At 72.4% G+C, this 4,508-nt stretch carries 6 protein-coding genes; all 6 read right to left on the bottom strand.

Features of this window, described 5'->3' with window-relative positions:
* Positions 1 to 314: 314 nt before the first annotated feature.
* The gene (locus tag ACWCSD_RS48475) at positions 315 to 728 is read right to left on the bottom strand and encodes an RICIN domain-containing protein (RefSeq protein WP_449925907.1); all 414 of its coding nucleotides are present in this window, start codon (positions 726 to 728) and stop codon (positions 315 to 317) included.
* 247 nt (positions 729 to 975) lie between these two features.
* Entirely contained in the window at positions 976 to 1,176 is a 201-nt protein-coding gene (locus tag ACWCSD_RS48470; protein ID WP_358297231.1) for a hypothetical protein, read from the bottom strand.
* A 57-nt stretch (positions 1,177 to 1,233) separates the two neighbouring features.
* The gene (locus tag ACWCSD_RS48465; RefSeq protein WP_449925905.1) at positions 1,234 to 2,331 is read right to left on the bottom strand and encodes a serine/threonine protein phosphatase; all 1,098 of its coding nucleotides are present in this window, start codon (positions 2,329 to 2,331) and stop codon (positions 1,234 to 1,236) included.
* Positions 2,332 to 2,367: 36 nt separating this feature from the next.
* A complete protein-coding gene (locus ACWCSD_RS48460) occupies positions 2,368 to 2,874 on the bottom strand; it encodes a GbsR/MarR family transcriptional regulator (RefSeq protein WP_449925902.1) in 507 nt (168 codons plus the stop codon).
* On the bottom strand, positions 2,838 to 3,656 hold the full coding sequence (locus tag ACWCSD_RS48455; RefSeq protein ID WP_449925899.1) for an alpha/beta fold hydrolase: 819 nt from the start codon (positions 3,654 to 3,656) through the stop codon (positions 2,838 to 2,840). Before ACWCSD_RS48455 ends, ACWCSD_RS48460 begins: the two co-directional genes overlap by 37 nt.
* Before the next feature lie 19 nt (positions 3,657 to 3,675).
* Positions 3,676 to 4,508: class I SAM-dependent DNA methyltransferase (locus ACWCSD_RS48450; RefSeq protein WP_449925896.1), on the bottom strand; the 833-nt coding region annotated here is incomplete at its 5' end.

The raw sequence follows: 4,508 nt of genomic DNA, 5'->3' as shown, positions 1-4,508 counted from the left end.
CCTTGGCCTCGGGGTCGAGCAGGCGCAGCCGGGTCAGGTGCTCCCGGGCGCGGGCGGTCAGCGCGGTGGTGACTCCCATGGCCGCGGCCGCGTCGGTGAGGGACTCGGCGCGCTCCAGCATGCGGGCGTAGATCGCCCTGCTGAGCTGGTCGTCGTCCTCGTACGGCACGCGGCCGCTCCTCTCGTCCCGTCTTCGACGCGGCGATGGCGATGACCGCTCTGCTTCAACGATGCTCCATAGTAGTGATGCTCCTGATTGTAGGAGTTCGGGGCATGTGACGCCGAAGGGGCCGGCTGCCGCTCCTCCAGCCGGGTCAGTTCCTGCGGATGCGCCAGACCTGCTCAGGGGCGTTGCCCCCGTAGCAGCGCCACTGGATGGCGATGGCTCCCTTGACCTTGCTGCCCTCGCCGATCGCCAGGCATCGGCCCGAGGCCAGATTCCTGATTCGCGCGGCCTTCGTCCGCCAGACCTGCTCCGGCGCCTTGCCCCGGTAACACGGCCACTGAATGGCCCGCTTGCCTTCCCTGGTGGTTCCATGGGCGATCGCCATGCATTGCCCGGACACCGCGTTCCGGAAATTCACGCCGCCCTCGGAATCCTTGACGACGTACCAGCGCTGGCGCCTGGAACCGTCGCAGGGCCACTGGGTGATCGGGGCGCCGTTCTTCCTCACTTCGGTCGCGGCCACGGTGAGACACTGGCCGGACGCGCCGTTGACGAGCTTCACCCCCTTCACGGACGCGGCGTGAGCGGGAGAGGGAAGCAGAACGGCTCCCGCGACGACAGTTAGCGCTAACGCGCGAAGACGAGACATGTCATCCTCCATCTTCTTGATCAAGAATGAGGGAGACAGTTTAGTGCGATCATCCTGAGCCTGCCGAGCGATTATTCGCGTCCCGACCAGGGCGCGAAGCCGCGCTTCGCCGCCGAGCCGGAGGACAGGCAACAGCGCGGCGGCGCCTTCGCCGGGCCGGTCAGGACGTCTCCTGCCGGGCCTGGTTCGCCTTCGCGTTGGACTGCCGCATCAGCAGATCGGTCGCCAGTTCCACCTCCACCTCGACCCGTCGCAACGCCCGCAGCGCGTCGCCCAGGTCGGTGAGGTCTTCGCCCAGGGCCGCGGCGGCGTCCCGTACGGGGCGGAGAACGTCGGGGATGCTCTGGCGGTGCTCGTCCATGATGTGACGGTATGACACCGGTGGCCGGGTCGTCACCAGCGACCTCGGCCCCGGTCGTCAGCGCATCGCGCTCAGGGCGCGTTCGATCCTCTCGCTCGGAAAGGGCGTCGTCCTGCTGGTGCCCCACAGGTGCCAGTGGAAGTCGTTCACGGCCGCCGCCACGGGAGCGTACCGGCGGATCATCGCGGCCACGGCCGGGGGCGCGCCGGCGGGGTCCGCGCCCTCGGCGCACGCGCGGATGTACGCGTTGCGCTCCTCGACGGCGCCGTTCGGCGCCTGCACCCCGCAGACGTCGATGACCAGCCAGTTGACCAGCCGCGCCAGCGCGTACGCGGTGTCGTGGGTGCGGTTGCGCTCCAGGAACTCGATCTCCGGTTTGGCCAGGTCGAACCGGGAGGAGGTCGCCAGCCCCAGGTCGGCGAGGTAGAGGCGTTCGCCGTCGGTCAGGATGTTGCCGAAGTGGCCGTCGAAGTGCATCAGCTGCCGGCCGTTCATGAACGCCACGTCGCGCGGCAGGCACGACTCCAGCATGACGGCCGCCGTCGTCGCCGCCTCCTGGCCGGCGGCGACCTGGGCGGCGAGCCAGTGGTTCAGGTCGTGGGGGATGAACTCCTGGAACAGCACGATGCCGGCCGAGGCGCGGGCGAGGGCGTGCAGGCGCTCCCGTACCGCGGGCGACCCGTCCCAATACTCCACGGCCGCCTCGACGTCGGCGTGCTCGGCGGCCGGCGGCGGCGCGCCCGGCAGCACCCGCCAGTGGTACAGCAGCGGGAAGGCGGCGCTGTGCCCGGCCAGCACCCAGCCGGTCGTCATGGCGGCGGCGGCGAGCTCCCGCCACGCGCCGAAGCCGGGCGTGCCGATGGCGGCGACCCCGTACTGACAGAACGGCGGCAGCCCGAACAGGTTCGCGGTGGACATCACGTTGGACGGCCGGCGTTCCAGGTCGGTCAGCGGGATGCGCTTGGCGAAGACCGGCACGCCCTCGACGTCCAGCAGCACCGACGTGCCGCCGATGCCCGCGCCCAGAACCCGCGCCTGCTCCAGAGCCTGGCCGAGCTGCCGGTCGCTGTGCAACGCCAGCGCGCTCGCGACGTCGCCGTATCTTCGGGTCCGCTCGCCCCGGGACATGTCCATGCGCGTGTCTGGCAGTTCCACCGCCGGTCCCCCTTGATCGACTTCGTGGGGCAGACCCTACCCGGCGGAGGACGGCCGCGCGGTGCCGGATCCGGGGCGTCGCTCCCGGTGGCTGGCCAGCAGCTGCCCGCCGACGTCGACATAGCCGGCGAACAACCCGATCACGTCCTGCAGCCGTTCCTGCGCGGGCCCGGCGTTCACCAGGGCCTCGCCCTCGCGCAGGGCGGCGATCAGGGTCCTGGCCCGTGCCTGGCTGGCCTCCAGCAGCGACTCGATCCCCCCGGTGGCCTCCACCAGGAGCCGCCGGCTGCCGGGCTGCGGGATCACCTTGGCCAGCCCCCAGGAGTCGAGCTGCCGTACCGCGGTGCTCACCGCCCCCTTGCTCAGCTCCAGCTCGGCGGCGATGGTGTCGAGCGAGATCGGCTCCTCGGCGAGGAGCAGCAGCCCGTAGACGCGCCCGGTCGCGTGCGGCAGGTTCCACGAGGCCAGCAGGTCGCCCACCGAGGTGACGAACGTGTGCCGCGCGCTCATCGCCGCGCCCGCCCCGGCGCCGGGAGCGTGCACAGGAACGCCTCGATCGCCTCGTTGACCGCCTGCGGGTCGTCCTGGTTGGCGATGTGGCCCGCCCCGGGGACGACGACCTCCTCGACGCCTTCGGCGCGGGCCCAGCCGGGCATGGCCGAGGCGATGTCGCCGGTGGTGTCCCGCTCGCCGCGGATCAGGCACAGGGGCACCGGCGTGCGGTAGCCGGGGTCGGGGGAGAGGAACTCGACGGTGGCCCGCCACACCTGCACGAACTCCTTCTTCGGCACCTGGCCGAAGGCCCGCCGGGCGTCGTCCCTGGCGGCCCGGGTGGTCGCGGAGGCGTCGGCCATCAGCCGCGGAAGCCTTCTGGCGGGGATCATCATCAGCATCGGCGCGGCCGCCCTCAGCAGCAGGCGGTCCCGAAAGGACAACGACGCCGCGTTCGGCGTGGCGCCGATCACGACCAGGGCGCGGGCGAGGCCGGGATGCCGCCGCACGACGGCCTGGCTGAGGTTGCCGCCGAGGGACTGCCCCACGAGCACCGGCCGGTCCAGCGCCAGGTGCTCGACCAGCGCGCACAGGTCGGCGATCGCCTGCTCGGCGGTGAAGCGCCCGCCGGCCGGGCGGGACAGGCCGTGGCCGCGCAGGTCCCAGGTGACCACGCGGTACCCTCGGGCCCGCAGGTGGCGGGCCTGGGCGTCGAACATCACGTGGTCGGCCCCGGCGCCGTGCGAGAACACCACCGGCACGCCGCCGCCCCCGCTGTCGGCGTAACGCAGGTCGCAGCCCCGCAGGGAGAGGACGGACGGTAGATTCACCATATTCTGAATATAGCGAACGTCAGGCGGGGCGGGCGACGTACAGGATGCGGTCGTGGGCCTCCTCGTCGGCCGGGTCGCGCACCGAGGTGCCCACCAGACCGTGCGCGGCCACCACGCGCAGCCCGGCCAGCTCGGCGGCCCGGCGTACCGTGCGGTCGGAGTGGTGGCGCTGCACGTGCCGCATCGACAGCCGCTGCCAGCCCGCGCCGGCCCGTTCGAACAGGTCGAACTGGCTGATCACGATCTCGTCGGCCTCGATCCGCGGCGAGTGCGCGAACCAGGCCACGTACCGGTCACCGCGGTCGGCGACCACCGGGACGCCGAACGTGCGCCGGTAGTAGCCGATGGTGTTCAGGTCGAAGACCACCAGCCCGCCCGGGGCGAGCCGGTCACGCGCCGCCGCCAGCGCCTGCCGCAGCCGGCCGGCGCTCGTCAGGTACGTCAGGGGCACGTCCACGCAGGCGACCACGTCGAAGCCGGACAGTTCCGGCGGAGGGCGCAGGAGTGATCCGACCAGGAACGGGATGCCGTCGGCGCCCGGCCGCCGCCGCGCGGCCGCCACCATCGCCGGGGACAGGTCGTAGCCGGTCACCGCGAATCCCCGCTTGCTGAAGGCCGTGCTGCTGCGGCCGGTGCCGCAACCGGCGTCCAGCAGCCGCCGCCCCCCGTTGCCGTGCCGCTGCACCGCCTCGGCGAAGCGGTCCACCAGCGCCTCGGTGTCCATCTGCGCGTTCAGCTCGTCGTAGCGGGCGGCGACGCCTTCGTAGGCCGCCAGGGTCTCCTCGACATGCGACATGCGTGCCTCCTGAACGGCCGGCGGGCCGGGTGACCGCGCCGGGCCCTCGGCCCGGC

This window comes from Nonomuraea sp. NPDC001684, assembly GCF_053596515.1.
Note: the sequence above shows the minus strand (reverse complement) of the source record. Positions and strands in the feature narration are given on the sequence as shown.